This window comes from Flavobacterium flabelliforme (assembly GCF_017948675.1).
GTDB classification, from domain to species: Bacteria; Bacteroidota; Bacteroidia; order Flavobacteriales; family Flavobacteriaceae; genus Flavobacterium; species Flavobacterium pygoscelis.
In genome coordinates, this window is sequence record NZ_JAGFBU010000001.1 from 773,058 (window position 1) to 786,265 (window position 13,208).

Annotated in this window: 14 protein-coding genes; 6 read left to right on the plus strand and 8 right to left on the minus strand. The window is 33.3% G+C overall.

Annotation, left to right across the window (positions count from 1 at the left end):
- Positions 1-31 precede the first annotated feature (31 nt).
- From J3S90_RS03385 to J3S90_RS03395, 3 genes are all read right to left on the minus strand, one after another.
- Positions 32-2,446: a ribonucleoside-diphosphate reductase subunit alpha gene (locus J3S90_RS03385; protein WP_188048963.1), complete on the minus strand. Its 2,415-nt coding sequence runs from the start codon at positions 2,444-2,446 to the stop codon at positions 32-34.
- 308 nt (positions 2,447-2,754) lie between these two features.
- A complete protein-coding gene (locus J3S90_RS03390; RefSeq protein ID WP_210644738.1) occupies positions 2,755-3,732 on the minus strand; it encodes a ribonucleotide-diphosphate reductase subunit beta in 978 nt (325 codons plus the stop codon).
- Positions 3,733-3,988: 256 nt separating this feature from the next.
- Positions 3,989-4,561: a DUF3109 family protein gene (locus J3S90_RS03395; RefSeq protein ID WP_210644740.1), complete on the minus strand. Its 573-nt coding sequence runs from the start codon at positions 4,559-4,561 to the stop codon at positions 3,989-3,991.
- A 319-nt stretch (positions 4,562-4,880) separates the two neighbouring features.
- On the opposite strand from J3S90_RS03395, the gene J3S90_RS03400 reads away from it, so the two are divergent.
- The 3 genes from J3S90_RS03400 to J3S90_RS03410 all read left to right on the plus strand — a co-directional run bounded on the left by J3S90_RS03400 (position 4,881) and on the right by J3S90_RS03410 (position 6,389).
- Positions 4,881-5,459, plus strand: a complete 579-nt coding sequence (locus J3S90_RS03400) for a MarC family protein (RefSeq protein ID WP_188048966.1) — start codon at positions 4,881-4,883, stop codon at positions 5,457-5,459.
- 117 nt (positions 5,460-5,576) lie between these two features.
- The gene (locus J3S90_RS03405; RefSeq protein WP_210644742.1) at positions 5,577-5,777 is read left to right on the plus strand and encodes a hypothetical protein; all 201 of its coding nucleotides are present in this window, start codon (positions 5,577-5,579) and stop codon (positions 5,775-5,777) included.
- Between the two features lie 6 nt (positions 5,778-5,783).
- Positions 5,784-6,389, plus strand: coding sequence for an FAD-dependent oxidoreductase (locus J3S90_RS03410; RefSeq protein ID WP_210644744.1), 606 nt, complete (start codon positions 5,784-5,786; stop codon positions 6,387-6,389).
- Positions 6,390-6,403: 14 nt separating this feature from the next.
- On the opposite strand, the gene J3S90_RS03415 is transcribed toward J3S90_RS03410, so the two are convergent.
- Genes J3S90_RS03415 through J3S90_RS03430 form a run of 4 tightly spaced genes read right to left on the minus strand, consistent with a single transcriptional unit; the run spans position 6,404 to position 9,374 of the window.
- Entirely contained in the window at positions 6,404-6,712 is a 309-nt protein-coding gene (locus tag J3S90_RS03415; RefSeq protein ID WP_210644746.1) for a hypothetical protein, read from the minus strand.
- Positions 6,713-6,719: 7 nt separating this feature from the next.
- Positions 6,720-8,288 carry a S41 family peptidase gene (locus J3S90_RS03420; protein ID WP_210644748.1) on the minus strand — a complete coding sequence of 523 codons (1,569 nt, stop codon included), beginning with the start codon at positions 8,286-8,288 and terminating at the stop codon, positions 6,720-6,722.
- A gap of 58 nt (positions 8,289-8,346) precedes the next feature.
- Complete coding sequence (locus tag J3S90_RS03425; protein ID WP_188048971.1) at positions 8,347-8,778, minus strand: deoxycytidylate deaminase; 432 nt, start codon at positions 8,776-8,778, stop codon at positions 8,347-8,349.
- A 2-nt stretch (positions 8,779-8,780) separates the two neighbouring features.
- A complete protein-coding gene (locus J3S90_RS03430; protein ID WP_188048972.1) occupies positions 8,781-9,374 on the minus strand; it encodes a HupE/UreJ family protein in 594 nt (197 codons plus the stop codon).
- 179 nt (positions 9,375-9,553) lie between these two features.
- On the opposite strand from J3S90_RS03430, the gene J3S90_RS03435 reads away from it, so the two are divergent.
- Positions 9,554-9,985: a tellurite resistance TerB family protein gene (locus J3S90_RS03435; RefSeq protein ID WP_210644749.1), complete on the plus strand. Its 432-nt coding sequence runs from the start codon at positions 9,554-9,556 to the stop codon at positions 9,983-9,985.
- A gap of 57 nt (positions 9,986-10,042) precedes the next feature.
- Here the strand turns inward: J3S90_RS03435 and fbp are convergent, their stop codons facing one another.
- Positions 10,043-11,062, minus strand: coding sequence for a class 1 fructose-bisphosphatase (gene fbp / locus J3S90_RS03440; protein WP_188048974.1), 1,020 nt, complete (start codon positions 11,060-11,062; stop codon positions 10,043-10,045).
- 171 nt (positions 11,063-11,233) lie between these two features.
- Here fbp and J3S90_RS03445 point away from each other — a divergent pair, with 171 nt between their 5' ends.
- Together J3S90_RS03445 and J3S90_RS03450 are read left to right on the plus strand one after the other, a co-directional pair.
- Positions 11,234-11,734, plus strand: a complete 501-nt coding sequence (locus J3S90_RS03445) for a GNAT family N-acetyltransferase (RefSeq protein ID WP_210644751.1) — start codon at positions 11,234-11,236, stop codon at positions 11,732-11,734.
- A 73-nt stretch (positions 11,735-11,807) separates the two neighbouring features.
- The gene (locus tag J3S90_RS03450; RefSeq protein WP_210644753.1) at positions 11,808-13,064 is read left to right on the plus strand and encodes an aspartate kinase; all 1,257 of its coding nucleotides are present in this window, start codon (positions 11,808-11,810) and stop codon (positions 13,062-13,064) included.
- Positions 13,065-13,208: the final 144 nt, after the last annotated feature.

A 13,208-nucleotide genomic window follows, 5' to 3' on the forward strand; every position in this document is an offset into this window, starting at 1 on the left:
TTAAGAAGCCTTTTTCATTTTAATATACAATTTACGATCCACACATTTCGCAATCGTCTGGATCAGAATTTCTGGCCATTTCGATCATGGTTCTGTATTCTTCAGAACTCATTTCTACTTGAGCAGCAGGAACTGCTACTTGTATCGGTTTAGCTTCTACTTCAATTGGTTCTGCTTTTTTATCATTATTTAATGTAAATTTAATCGCATCAACAGCTGCTTTTGTTCTTAAATAATACATTCCTGTTTTTAATCCAGATTGCCAAGCATAGAAATGCATCGAAGTCAATTTAGAGTAATTGGCGTTTTGCATAAACAAGTTCAATGATTGTGATTGATCTACAAAATACCCACGTTGACGTGACATATCAATAATATCTTTCATTGACATTTCCCAAACTGTTTTGTACAATTCTTTCAAATCTTGCGGAATATTCAAATCTTGAACCGATCCGTTATTACGCATTAATTCTTGTTTCAAGGTTTCGTTCCATAAGCCACGCTCTACTAAATCATGCAATAAATGCTTATTTACCACGATAAACTCTCCTGAAAGCACTCTTCGTGTATATACGTTAGAAGTATAAGGCTCAAATGCTTCGTTGTTACCCAAGATTTGAGACGTTGAAGCGGTTGGCATCGGCGCTACTAATAACGAGTTACGCACACCGTGTTCCATCACTTCTTTTCTTAAAGAAGCCCAATCCCAGCGACCTGACAAATCCTCATCTTTCATTCCCCACATATTGTACTGGAATTCTCCTTGAGACATTGGCGATCCTGCGAAAGTAGAATACGGTCCTTCTTCTTTTGCCATTTCCATAGAAGCGGTTACAGCAGCAAAATAAAGGGTTTCAAATATTTCTTGATTTAGCTTTTTAGCTTCGTCAGAGGTAAAAGGCAAACGCAACATAATAAATGCATCTGCTAATCCTTGTACTCCAAGACCAATAGGTCTGTGGCGTTTATTAGAATTTTCTCCTTCAATTACAGGATAATAATTTCTATCAATTACTTTGTTTAAGTTTCTTGTTACGCGTTTCGTCACCGTGTACAACATGTCGTGGTCGAATTTCTTACCATCCACAAACATTGGTAACGAAAGAGACGCTAGGTTACAAACTGCGATTTCATCTTTAGAAGTAAACTCCATAATCTCTGTACACAAATTCGATGAACGAATAGTACCTAAATTTTTCTGGTTTGATTTTCTGTTGACTGCATCTTTATACAACATGTATGGCGTTCCAGTTTCGATTTGCGATTCTAGAATTTTCTCCCACAATTCATGCGCTTTAATGGTTTTTCTACCTTTACCCGCTTTTTCATAACCGATGTACATGGCTTCAAATTCGTCACCATAAACATCATACAAACCTGGACATTCGTTAGGACACATCAACGTCCAGTAACTATCTTCTTGCACACGTTTCATGAATAAATCAGAAGTCCACATCGCAAAGAACAAATCTCTAGCACGCATTTCTTCTTTTCCAGTATTCTTTTTCAAATCTAGAAATTCGAAGATATCAGCATGCCAAGTTTCGATGTAAATCGCAAAACTACCTTTACGTTTTCCACCACCTTGATCTACATATCTTGCCGTGTCATTAAAAACTCTCAACATAGGAACAATCCCGTTTGAAGTTCCATTGGTTCCACGAATGTAAGATCCAGTTGCACGAACGTTGTGAATAGACAAACCAACTCCACCTGCTGATTGCGAGATTTTAGCGGTTTGTTTCAATGTATCGTAAATTCCGTCAATACTATCATCTTGCATCGCTAATAGAAAGCAAGAAGACATTTGCGGTTTTGGAGTTCCTGCGTTGAATAACGTTGGTGTAGCGTGTGTGAAGAATTTTTTAGACATTAAGTCATAAGTTTCAATCACTGAATCTAAATCACCTAAGTGAATTCCAACCGATACACGCATCAACATATGTTGCGGACGCTCTACAATTTTACCGTTTATTTTAAGCAAATACGAACGCTCTAGTGTTTTAAAACCAAAATAATCGTAGTTGAAATCTCTATTGTATATAATATGCGAATCTAAAAATTCCGCATTGTCCATAATCACTTTATGCACTTCCTCTGATAATAAAGGAGCTTCTTGACCATTTCTTGGATTCACATAATGAAACATATCGTTCATAGTTTCCGAGAAAGCTTTTTTGGTATTCGAATGCAAATTTGAAATCGCGATTCTCGCAGCTAATTGTGCATAATCCGGATGCGCAATCGTCATCGAAGCCGCAGTTTCGGCAGCTAAATTATCTAATTCTGACGTAGAAACTCCGTCATAAAGTCCTTCAATCACTCGCATAGCTACTTTTACAGCATCTACCAAATCATTCAAACCATAGCATAGTTTTTTAATTCTATCTGTGATTTTGTCAAACATTACAGGCTCTTTGCGACCGTCTCTTTTTACTACGTACATAATTTTTTTGTTTTTTTTAAAACAACAAATCCCTTTGCTGTTTTTAGTTATTTGTTAATCTGATTTTGCCACGAAGGCGCTAAGGCACAAAGTTTATTTATGCTTTATGTTTATCTTTTTGTCATAGAGACAAGAAGTTATTTCTACTTGGATTGACTTATTTTTTGGCCACAAAGACACCAAGGCACAAAGATTCTTTATGCTTGAGTAACCTTTTTAGATCGCTACATCACCAAAAAAATAATGAAATTTTCACTTAAAACTAAACCTTACTTTTCTTTGCGGCTTAGCGTCTTTGTGGCTCAATACTAAAAGTCAGCGTCAAAAGATATTTTTTGAGCATCAACATCAGTGTTCATCACACCCGATTTTTGATATTCAGCTACTTTCTTTTCAAAGAAGTTTGTTTTTCCTTGAAGCGAAATCATGTCCATAAAATCAAATGGGTTTGAAGTATTGTACTCTCTATCACAACCAAGTTCCACTAATAATCTATCAGCAACAAACTCTAAATATTGAGTCATCAATACTGCATTCATTCCTATTAAACTTGCAGGAAGTGATTCTGTGATAAATTCTCTTTCAATATTCAAAGCGTCAACGATGATGCTTCTAATTCTTTCTTTTGGAACTTTATTAATTAAGTGGTGGTTGTGCAAATGCACTGCAAAGTCACAGTGAACACCTTCGTCACGAGAAATTAATTCGTTAGAGAATGTCAAACCTGGCATCAATCCACGTTTTTTCAACCAGAAAATAGAACAGAATGCTCCTGAGAAGAAAATTCCTTCTACGGCTGCAAATGCAATCAATCTTTCAGCAAAAGAATCGGACTCAATCCATTTTAATGCCCAGTCTGCTTTTTTCTTAATCGCAGGAAAAACTTCTAAAGCATTAAATAAATCATCTTTCTCCGCTTCATCTTTCACGTAAGTGTCAATCAACAAAGAATAGGTTTCACTATGGATATTCTCCATCATGATCTGAAAACCATAGAAAAATTTAGCCTCAGCATATTGCACTTCATTTACAAAGTTTTCTGCTAAATTCTCATTTACAATTCCATCAGAAGCAGCAAAAAATGCAAGAATATGCTTAATGAAATACCTTTCATCATCATTCAACTTATTATTCCAGTCGTTTAAATCCTGAGATAAATCAATTTCTTCTGCCGTCCAAAAACTAGCTTCCATTGATTTATAAAACTCCCATATATCATGATGTTTGATAGGAAAAATTACGAAACGATTTTTATTTTGTTGTAAAATTGGCTCTAGTTGTGTCATTGTATGGATTTATTTTTTTTATGCGTTTAATGAATTTTGTAGCTTTTTGAGCTTTACAAAGGTTGTGAAATATTGCGGTAATAAAAAGCCAAACTTATCCACAATCTCCCCTAGTTTTTAACAAAGGAAAGAAATAGATGTGATTTTACGATTTATTACAAAATACTGTAATACAGCGAATTACAAACGTTAAGAAACGCTAAAGCACCGTAAAACATAGGGTTTAGTAAACAAAATAATAAGGTAAAGTTTATTTTTATTTTTGGTTTTTTAAGTCTTGTGCTACTTGCTCTAATTCCATATACCAGTCTTCACCGAATTTTCGAATTAAGGCCTCTTTGACAAACTTATAAACAGGAACTTCTAATTCCTGACCTAAAGAACAAGCGGGATCACAAATGTCCCATTTATCATAATTAACTGCGGCAAATTCCGTAAAATCTTTCACTCGAACAGGATACAAGTGACAAGACACCGGTTTTTTCCAATCGATAATTCCTTGGTTGTAGGCTTGCTCGATACCACATAGCGCAGTTTTACCATCAAACATTACATAAGCACAATCTTTACCGTCAATTAGTGGAGTTTCAAGTTCACCATCTACACCAGTAACCCAAGTTCCTTGCGCTTCGATAGCATCAATTCCTGCTTTACGCAAAAATGGTTTCACTTTAGGATAAATGGTTTCTAAAATCTTTGTTTCCTCTAAGCTTAAAGGGGCTCCAGCATCACCGTCAACACAGCAAGCGCCTTTACAAGCGGTTAAATTACAAACAAAATCTTTTTCGAGTAAATCCTCTGAAACTATGGTTTTTCCTAATTGAAACATTATTCTGTAGTGCTTATATAATTAACCGCAAAGGTAATTAAGAATCCCATAACTTAAGGTTTAAAAAACAACTTTAACAAGACCAACTTGCCTAGACTCCTAAAAAATTTAATTCGCAAATTTTATCATAAAACTTTAATTTTAGTCTCTTTGCAACCAATAATTCCCCTTTAAAAATGGATTCAAATTATTTGTAAAAAAATAATTAACGAGTTAAAAAATTCTAAACAAGCAAAATTTTACAAATAGAGTGGTTGTTGCTACTGATATTAATTTGATACTTAATCAAAAAGAGTAACTTTGCAACAAAAAAAAGCCCATGCTAGGATTAGACATTAAGGAAATTATAACCGTAGGAATGGTTCTATTTGCAGTAATTGACATTATTGGTTCTATACCAATTATCATCGGATTAAGAGCAAAATTTGGACATATCGAATCAGAAAAAGCGTCCTTAGTTTCAGGAGTTATAATGATCACCTTTCTATTTGTTGGAGAAGAGTTATTAAAATTAATAGGGATCGATGTCAATTCATTTGCTGTAGCAGGCTCATTTGTATTGTTCTTTTTGGCTCTTGAAATGATTTTAGGCATTCGTATTTACCGTGATGAAGAAGCCAGTTCCGCCTCTATCGTTCCTCTAGCTTTTCCTCTAATTGCTGGAGCAGGAACAATGACCACTTTACTTTCATTGCGCTCTCAATTTCACACAGCAAACATTATTATCGCCATTGTTTTGAACATAATTCTAGTATATGTAGTACTAAAATCTTCTTCTAAGATAGAGAAAATGCTAGGGAAAAATGGACTTGGTGTGATTAGAAAGACGTTTGGAGTAGTACTTTTAGCAATAGCTGTTAAATTATTCGCTGCGAATGTTAAAGGTTTGTTTGTCTAAAATAAATTTACCTAAATTTACGCCCTTAAGACCCGATAATAAAACAAATTAGATTCTCAACGAATTTCGTTTGACAATAAAATCATCTACTTGATACTTTTAAAATAATAACACATTATGAAAATTTTTATTAACATATTGGTATTTTTAGCAATTGCTCTAATTCTATTTAATGTTACTTTACTTGATTTTAGAAATCCATTTCAAGGAGATAGTGTAGTTGCATTTATTGGCATTGCAGCTTCTTTTTGTGCGGTTATGATACTTTTGATTTTTAAAATGTCAAAAAGAATTGAAGAAAAAACCAACGGAAAATAAATCCTTATGTTTGATGTTTTAATAATAGGAGGTGGCGTTTCTGGAATGTCATGTTCGCTTATTTTGGGCTCAGCAAAAAACAAATCTTTTGTTTCTGATAAAAAAATAGGCGTTTTTACCCATCAAAAAACCTCTTCATTACAAGAAGCATTATTCAACAATGCATACGGAATTCCGAGTGGAAAACTGGGCTCCGATTTATTAAAAGAAAGTACGGATCAACTCTCAGCAACTCATCCTCACATCGTACAAATACCTAACGAAAAAGCACTTAAAATTGAAGGAGAGTTTCCCAATTTTACCGTTATAACAAATCGATCAAATTACAACACTAAAATGATCGTTATTGGTATTGGCGCAGCAAATACATTTGCCATCGAAGGCTTGATGCAATATGTAGAACCTCACAAAAAATCGCTTCCAGAAAAACAAAGAATTCAACTCAAAAATAACGATCATAAAGTTGCCGAAGGCATTTATGTAATTGGAACTTTAGCAGGCTGGAGAAGCCAACTCGCAATTGCAGCTGGTAGTGGTGCTGCAGTAGCAACAGACATTCTTACTTTATGGAACCACGGCATACAAACTCATGCTCACGATAGCATAAGATAATTAGAAAGTAATAATTAATTTGCAGTAATGATTTTTCTAACTGTAATATGATTTTCAGTATCCGTTTCCCATAGATCTCCTGTAACAGACACTTGTTCTCCTACTTTAAAAACCTTGTAGTTCTCGTGCCCTCCAACATTTACGATACTTACCGTTGCGTAGAAGATTTTATTATTGGTAGTTTTAATTTTGGCAGTATAGCCATCCTTACCAAACTCAACCGCATCTACCGTTCCTTCAATTGCATTTTTATCTTTCATACCTGCACAAGCGAACACGAAAGCAGTAAGCAGCAAAAGAAAACCTATTTTAAACTTATTCATTAATCGATTATTTTAAAATTGCCTTAATCATTGCATCTTCTTTTAATACAATTTCATAATAATATTTTTCTCCATAAAGTTGCCTTGCAAATTCACCCACCAAATACCGTTGCACTAAAGATTTACTTTTTCCAAAATTCAAGTCCAATCCGTTTCCAAAAATGAACTTTTGAAAAGCATCATAATAAAGATTAGTCTGTTTCATTTTGACTTGAAATTGCTCAAAAGTCAATCCTTTAAAACTACTTCTATCTTTATCCAGTTGCTCGAATACAAAATTTCCTAAAATGCCCGACTGCAATAAATAGGCAGTACCTTCATTGCCATGTTCTACTTCAAGAGGCACAAAAACGTCTGGAACAATTCCGCCTCCGCCATAAACAATTTTCCCTTTTTTAGTTTTAAATTTTATTTCTTTTAAAACCTTAATACTATCTTTATCAAACAATTCGCCATTTGTATAACGAGATTCTGATTCTTTAAAATAAGCTTCATTCCCTTTTGTATATGGTTTCTGAATAGAGCGACCCGTTGGCGTATAATATCTAGCAATCGTTAGACGCACTGCAGAACCATCGGAAAAATCCATTTCGCGTTGCACTAATCCTTTTCCAAAAGAACGACGCCCTACAATTGTACCTCTATCATTATCTTGAACAGCACCCGCAAGAATTTCACTCGCTGAAGCGCTATTTTCATTTATCAAAATAAATACATTTCCGTTTTCAAAACTTCCTTTTTCGGTCGCAAAAGTCTTATCTACATTTCCTTTTTTATTTTTAGTAAAAACGATTAGTTGTTTGTTTGGCAATAACTCATCAGCAATTGCAATGGCTTCTTCCATATAACCACCTCCATTATCACGAACATCAATAATTAATGATTTTGCGCCTTGTTGCTTAAGATTTATTAAGCCGGTCATAAACTCGCTATAAGTAGTTTCGGCAAATCGATTGATTTTTATGTATCCTGTAGTAGCATTTAAAAGCAATGCCGCATCAACACTTTTTATGGGAATAACATCTCTTTTAATTTTTACTTTTAGTTTCTTGCCTTCTGACTTTCTATAAATAGTAAGTTCAATATCAGAACCTACTGTTCCTTTTAATTTAGAAAACAAACTATCACTTGGTAATTTTCGTCCAAATAGTTTTGTTTTATCGGCATACAAAATACGATCTCCAGACTCTATACCTGCTTTTGCAGAAGGATCATCAGCAACCGGTTTTATTACAGCAACGGAATCTTTATACATATAAAAATTGACTCCAATTCCCACAAAATTTCCTTTCATACTTTCTGCTACTTGCAGTTGTTCGCTTGGAGGCATATAAATAGAATGTGGATCTAGTTTAGCTAATATGTTATTGACCGTTAGATCTACTATAGAATCTGTATTAACTGCATCAACATAATCATTATCTATAAAATCGATTAGTTTATTGAGTTTGCTTTTCGAATTGTTTTTTACTAGATATTCTGCTGTGTTTGGGAAATTTAACATACCACCCAATACAACACCTAAGGCAAGTGTTGCAAAAAAGAGAAGAGGTAAAAATTTTGTATTAAATTTCATTTGATGGTCAGATTATTTTAATAGTAACAGCTTTTTTTTGACAACTTTTAAATGACTTCTATTCTTCTAACTCAGGAATATGCTCTACCTCTACTCCTGCTTTTATCAAAAACTGAATGCCAGAATCATCGCGATAACCGTTGTGATACACGACTCTTTTTATTCCGGATTGGTGAATCAGTTTACTACATTCTTTACAAGGTGAAAGTGTAATATATAAGGTAGCGCCTTCACAAGATTGTGTAGATCGAGCTACTTTTAAAATCGCATTAGCCTCAGCATGAAGTACATCCCAACGTGTCAAACCCGCTTCATCTTCGCAACAATTTTCAAAACCAGAAGGCGTTCCGTTATAACCATCTGAAATAATCATTCGATCCCGGACAATAATTGCGCCAACTTGTTTGCGTTTGCAGTAAGACAAAAGACTCCATTCACTAGCAATTCTAAGATATGCTTTGTCGTACTTATTCAATTTCTTTTCGTTCATATTTATCGGTGCCAGATTTCGCTAGCGATAATCATTGGTATAACAACTCCTATTATAAAAGCTGACATCACTAAAGTCCAGTCTCTTTTGGAGAATCTAAAAATAGTTTGTACAATATAAGAAAGCACTAAAACTACAAAAACCACTACAATCTGTGCGGCTTCTATACCTAATGCAAATTCACTTAAAGGTAAGATTTTAGAACTTGCGGTACCTCCTAAAATAGACTTAAAATAATTTGAAAAACCCAAACCATGAATTATTCCAAAAAAGAGCGTGATAAAAAATACTAAGTTAATACTTTCCTTCTTGCCGGATTTTCCTGCCGTAAATAAATTGAATAAAGCTGTTATCAAAATAGTTATTGGAATAAGTAATTCGACAACATTTACTTTGATAGCAACTATACCAAAAACAGACAACATCAATGCCATGGTATGCCCAATAGTAAAGAGTGTTACTAATAAAACTACACGTTTCCAATCGCTAAAAGAGAAGGGAACAGCAAGAGCTATTAAAAATAAAACGTGATCATAGGCGTGTATATCTAAAACGTGTTTTAATCCTATTTGAAAGTAAATCCAAAATTCTGACATTAGTACAATATTAAGTTGATAAAGGGCTGTAAACTTACGATTAATTTTGAAAATGATTGATTTGAATATTTAAATAAACGGAAATGAAAACATATATTTTTAAAAGAAAAAAAATTAAAAATTAAAAAATCAATAAATTTAAAAATAGATTTATCTTTGTGGGTTAAAAAACAAAAACTATGTCATTTTCAGATTTATTTGATAGCGGATTTAAGCAAAGAAACCAAGGTCATTTTTCAGCTATTGTTCGTGTGGCGCTTACTGATGGAAAAGTTTCTCCAGAAGAAAAAGCATTTTTAGACAAACTAGCCATTAAACTTGAAATTTCTCCTGCAGAATATGAAGAGATTTTAGAAAATCCTTTAAATTTTCCAATAAACGCTCCCTATTTACACGAGCAAAGATTAGATCGTTTGTTCGACTTAGTTCGAATGATTCATGTTGATCATCATTTAGGAGACAAACAAGAATTACTTCTTAGAAAAATTTGTATCGCATTAGGTTTTAATATTGATAATGTTGACTACATCGTAAACAAATCATTAAAATTAGCAGATAAAGAAGTTGATCTTGAAACTTTTTTGTTTGAAATGCAAAACATGAATAAATAAAATATAAAAAAAAGCTTCCATTATAATTGGAAGCTTTTTTTTGTGCTGTTTTTATTTTTAGTATTTGCTTAATTTAGCATTTTCCATAAATTCCTCTGCTTTTTCTACCATATTGTAACTTCCGCAGAAAAAAGGAACGCGCTGGTGTAATTCAGTCGGTATAATTTCCATAATACTGCCAAAACCATCCGAAGCCTTTCCTCCTGCTTGTTCTACAATAAATGCCATCGGATTACACTCGTACAACAAACGCAATTTACCTTTTGGAGCCTTAGAACTAGTAGGATAAATATAAATACCACCTTTGATCATGTTTCTATGAATATCTGAAACTAAACTTCCGATATAACGAGAAGTATAAGGTCTGTCTTCTTCTTCAGTCTGACAATATTTAATGTAATTTTTTACTCCTTGTGGAAAATGAACATAATTCCCTTCATTAATAGAATAAATATGTCCATCCTTAGAAAATTGCATATTAGGATGAGACAAATAAAACGTACCAATTGCAGGATTCAGAGTAAATCCATTTACACCATGACCAGTTGTATAAACCAACATTGTAGAAGTTCCGTAAATTACATAACCTGCAGCCACTTGATTAACTCCTGGTTGCAAAAAATCCTCCATTGTTACAGGAGATCCTATTGGTGTTACTCTTCTATACACTGAAAAAATAGTCCCCAAAGATACATTTACATCAATGTTTGAGGAACCATCTAAAGGATCCATGAGTACTACATATTTATTATTATGGCTTTTATCACTTCCTGCTACGGTAATAAATTCATCATTTTCCTCTGAAGCTATTCCGCAAACAATTTCTCTATTGATTAAAGTTTGAATAAAAACCTCGTTGGCATAAACATCTAATTTTTGTTGATCTTCACCTTGAATATTTTGTTCTCCAGCTGCACCAATGATATCCACTAATCCCGCTTTATTTACTTTATAATTAACCACTTTTGCAGCTAATCGGATAGAGTTGATGATTCTTGACAGTTCTCCAGAAGAATATTGAAATGCATTTTGGTTTTCGATGATAAACTCACCTAGTGTTTTGTTGCGTTCTTTCATTGCGAAATCGTTGTAGTTATTTTGAAGTCACAAATATCGGTTTTTTTGTGAAAATGAATTCAATAATATTTACTTAGTTTATCAGTATTGTATATTTGCTTTCAAAATCACTACTTTATAAGCTCATTAGCTTTGTAAGTACCCACTAAGAACGATAAAAACCAACTATTTATGAATATTAGAAAAGGAAAAGCCGAGGACATGAAAGCTGTTTTGAACCTAATTCAAGAATTAGCAACATTCGAAAACGAACCCGATGCAGTTCAAATCACGGTTGAAGATCTTGTTCGGGATGGTTTTGGAACAAATCCATTATTTCAAGTTTTTGTTGCCGAAGTAGAAACCGATACTACAGAAACTAAAGAAATTGTTGGAATCGCCTTGTATTATTATCGCTTTTCTACTTGGAAAGGAAAAACAATTCATCTGGAAGATTTAGTTGTAAAAGAAAAAATGCGAGGAACAGGATTAGGCTACGCCTTATATTCTGAAATTTTAAAACAAGGCAAAAAGGATAATGTAAGAAGAGTGGAATGGAATGTTCTGGATTGGAATACGCCAGCAATCGAATTTTACAAAAAATCAGGAGCAAAAATTCTTGATGGTTGGTTAGTTGTACAAATGGACGAAGAAGGAATTAACCATTTTGTTGAATCTAAATTAAAAATTTAAATCCATTGCAAACTATTATTGCGCATATGGACAAAAAAACATAAAGTTTAAGAACGGTAGAATTAATAGTAATATGAGAGTATTTAAATTTGGTGGAGCGTCTGTAAAAGACGCCGAAGGAATAAAAAATGTCTATGACGTTTTACAAAAAGTGGGCTATGAAGATGTGTTGCTAATTGTTTCTGCTATGGGAAAAACAACCAATGCATTAGAATTGGTTATTAAAAATTATTTTGATAAATCTCCCGAATTAAGTTCGGCGGTTCAAGAGGTAAAAAAATACCACAATCAAATTGTAATGGACTTATTTGAGGACGAAAAAAATGCAGTTTTTGCAGCTGTTAATTCTCAATTTTCAGATTTAGAATATTTTTTAGCAAACAACAAATCTCCTAACTATAATTTTGTCTATGATCAGATTGTTAGCTTTGGCGAATTAATTTCGACTACTATTTTGAGTCATTTTATGACTTTTATGGGTATACAAACACAATGGCTTGACGTTCGCAATTTTATAAAAACTGATGCAAATTATAGAGATGCAGAAGTAGATTGGGAACTGACTCAAAAAAACATATCAAAAAATATAAAAAGTAAAATCCTTAATATTACACAGGGATTCTTAGGCTCCGACGAAAATAATTTTACCACAACATTAGGTCGTGAAGGATCAGATTACACCGCAGCTATTTTTGCTTACTGCTTGAATGCCGAAAGCGTAACCATCTGGAAAGATGTTCCTGGAGTGATGAATGCCGATCCAAGGTATTTTGAAAATGCAAGCTTACTTAATCAAATTTCGTATCGTGAAGCAATTGAACTCGCTTTTTATGGTGCCTCGGTAATTCACCCAAAAACGTTGCAACCTTTACAAAAAAAGGAAATTCCTTTGTATGTAAAGTCTTTTATAAATCCTTTATTAAAAGGAACTAGTGTTGCAAAAGGAGTCGATTTAGAACCTCATTTATCTTGCTTTATCGTCAAGAAAAATCAACTATTGATTTCGCTATCCTCTATAGATTTCTCCTTTATAATGGAAGAGAACATTAGCGAAATTTTTGCCTTGTTTCACCGTTTTAAACTCAAAGTAAACCTAATTCAGAATTCTGCCATTAGTTTTTCTGTTTGTGTCGAAGACAAATTCAATAACTTTAATGAGTTGAATGCGATTTTATCAAAAAAATTTAAAGTTGATTTTGAAGAGAATGTTACTCTTTACACCATCAGACATTTTAATGATACCGCAGCACATACTGTTGAAGAAAACAAAGTTGTTTTACTAAAACAAGTAAGCCGAGAAACTATGCAAGTCGTAACTAAGGAAATATAAAACTATTTTTATAGACAAACTAATGGGAATTAAGGAGAAATCTTGATTCCCATTATCTTTTAGGGGAAATTTCTAACTTTACTCCCTAATAAACTCATTCTGATAAAATTAAATTATAAATACTACTTTTGATGCTTTTGAGTA

Excerpts from the sequence above, each read along its gene's own strand:
- J3S90_RS03400 (WP_188048966.1), top strand. The coding sequence starts at position 4,881 with ATGCTAGGATTAGACATTAAGGAAATTATAACCGTAGGAATGGTTCTA.
- J3S90_RS03415 (WP_210644746.1), bottom strand. The coding sequence starts at position 6,712 with ATGAATAAGTTTAAAATAGGTTTTCTTTTGCTGCTTACTGCTTTCGTG.
- J3S90_RS03390 (WP_210644738.1), bottom strand. The coding sequence starts at position 3,732 with ATGACACAACTAGAGCCAATTTTACAACAAAATAAAAATCGTTTCGTA.
- J3S90_RS03405 (WP_210644742.1), top strand. The coding sequence starts at position 5,577 with ATGAAAATTTTTATTAACATATTGGTATTTTTAGCAATTGCTCTAATT.
- J3S90_RS03420 (WP_210644748.1), bottom strand. The coding sequence starts at position 8,288 with ATGAAATTTAATACAAAATTTTTACCTCTTCTCTTTTTTGCAACACTT.
- J3S90_RS03395 (WP_210644740.1), bottom strand. The coding sequence starts at position 4,561 with ATGTTTCAATTAGGAAAAACCATAGTTTCAGAGGATTTACTCGAAAAA.
- J3S90_RS03425 (WP_188048971.1), bottom strand. The coding sequence starts at position 8,778 with ATGAACGAAAAGAAATTGAATAAGTACGACAAAGCATATCTTAGAATT.
- fbp (WP_188048974.1), bottom strand. The coding sequence starts at position 11,062 with ATGAAAGAACGCAACAAAACACTAGGTGAGTTTATCATCGAAAACCAA.
- J3S90_RS03435 (WP_210644749.1), top strand. The coding sequence starts at position 9,554 with ATGTCATTTTCAGATTTATTTGATAGCGGATTTAAGCAAAGAAACCAA.
- J3S90_RS03410 (WP_210644744.1), top strand. The coding sequence starts at position 5,784 with ATGTTTGATGTTTTAATAATAGGAGGTGGCGTTTCTGGAATGTCATGT.
- J3S90_RS03430 (WP_188048972.1), bottom strand. The coding sequence starts at position 9,374 with ATGTCAGAATTTTGGATTTACTTTCAAATAGGATTAAAACACGTTTTA.
- J3S90_RS03450 (WP_210644753.1), top strand. The coding sequence starts at position 11,808 with ATGAGAGTATTTAAATTTGGTGGAGCGTCTGTAAAAGACGCCGAAGGA.
- J3S90_RS03445 (WP_210644751.1), top strand. The coding sequence starts at position 11,234 with ATGAATATTAGAAAAGGAAAAGCCGAGGACATGAAAGCTGTTTTGAAC.
- J3S90_RS03385 (WP_188048963.1), bottom strand. The coding sequence starts at position 2,446 with ATGTACGTAGTAAAAAGAGACGGTCGCAAAGAGCCTGTAATGTTTGAC.